Raw genomic sequence first — 1,194 nt, 5'->3', positions numbered from 1 at the left:
TCCGAATGGGGGAACCCAAATATCGTAATGGATATTTACTTGTTTGTGAATACATAGCAATCAAGAGGAAGACGCAATGAACTGAAACATCTAAGTAGTTGCAGGAAGAGAAAGAAATTCGATTCCCTGAGTAGCGGCGAGCGAAACGGGAAGAGCCCAAACTAAAGAGCTTGCTCTTTAGGGTTGTAGGACTGATGTTGTGAGAACAAAAGGTGACGATAGTTGAACAAGCTGGAAAGCTTGGCCAAAGAGAGTGAAAGCCTCGTAAACGAAATCTGACCCACTCCATTCAGTATCCTGAGTACGGCGGAACACGAGAAACTCCGTCGGAATCCGGGAGGACCATCTCCCAAGGCTAAATACTCCCTAGTGACCGATAGTGAACCAGTACCGTGAGGGAAAGGTGAAAAGTACCCCGGAAGGGGAGTGAAATAGATCCTGAAACCGTGTGCCTACAAGTAGTCAGAGCCCGTTAATGGGTGATGGCGTGCCTTTTGTAGAATGAACCGGCGAGTTACGTTAACATGCAAGGTTAAGATGAAAAGTCGGAGCCGTAGCGAAAGCGAGTCTGAATAGGGCGACTAAGTATGTTGATGTAGACCCGAAACCAAGTGACCTACCCATGACCAGGTTGAAGATGCGGTAAAACGCATTGGAGGACCGAACCCGTGTATGTTGAAAAATGCTGGGATGAGTTGTGGGTAGCGGTGAAATTCCAAACGAACTTGGAGATAGCTGGTTCTCTCCGAAATAGCTTTAGGGTTAGCCTCGGGGATTAGGATCGTGGAGGTAGAGCACTGTTTGGACTAGGGGCCCGTCTTGGGTTACTGAATTCAGATAAACTCCGAATACCATTGATCTATACCCGGGAGTCAGACGATGAGTGATAAGATCCACCGTCGAAAGGGAAACAGCCCAGATCACCAGTTAAGGTCCCAAAATTCATGCTAAGTGGAAAAGGATGTGGAAACGCATAGACAACTAGGATGTTGGCTTAGAAGCAGCCATTCATTCAAAGAGTGCGTAATAGCTCACTAGTCGAGTGATTCTGCGCCGAAAATGTACCGGGGCTAAGCATGATACCGAAACTGTGGATGTGTCGTAAGACACGTGGTAGGAGAGCGTTGTAAGAGCATTGAAGCTGTACCGTGAGGAGCAGTGGAGTTCTTAGAAGTGAGAATGCCGGTATGAGTA

General features: G+C 47.4%; 1 rRNA gene. It reads left to right on the top strand.

Going from position 1 to position 1,194, the window contains the following annotated elements:
- A 23S ribosomal RNA gene (locus ACG72T_RS12525) occupies positions 1-1,194 on the top strand; the annotation flags it as partial.

This window comes from Companilactobacillus sp. FL22-1, from assembly GCF_043951805.1.
GTDB lineage: Bacteria > Bacillota > Bacilli > Lactobacillales > Lactobacillaceae > Companilactobacillus.
Note: the sequence above shows the minus strand (reverse complement) of the source record. Positions and strands in the feature narration are given on the sequence as shown.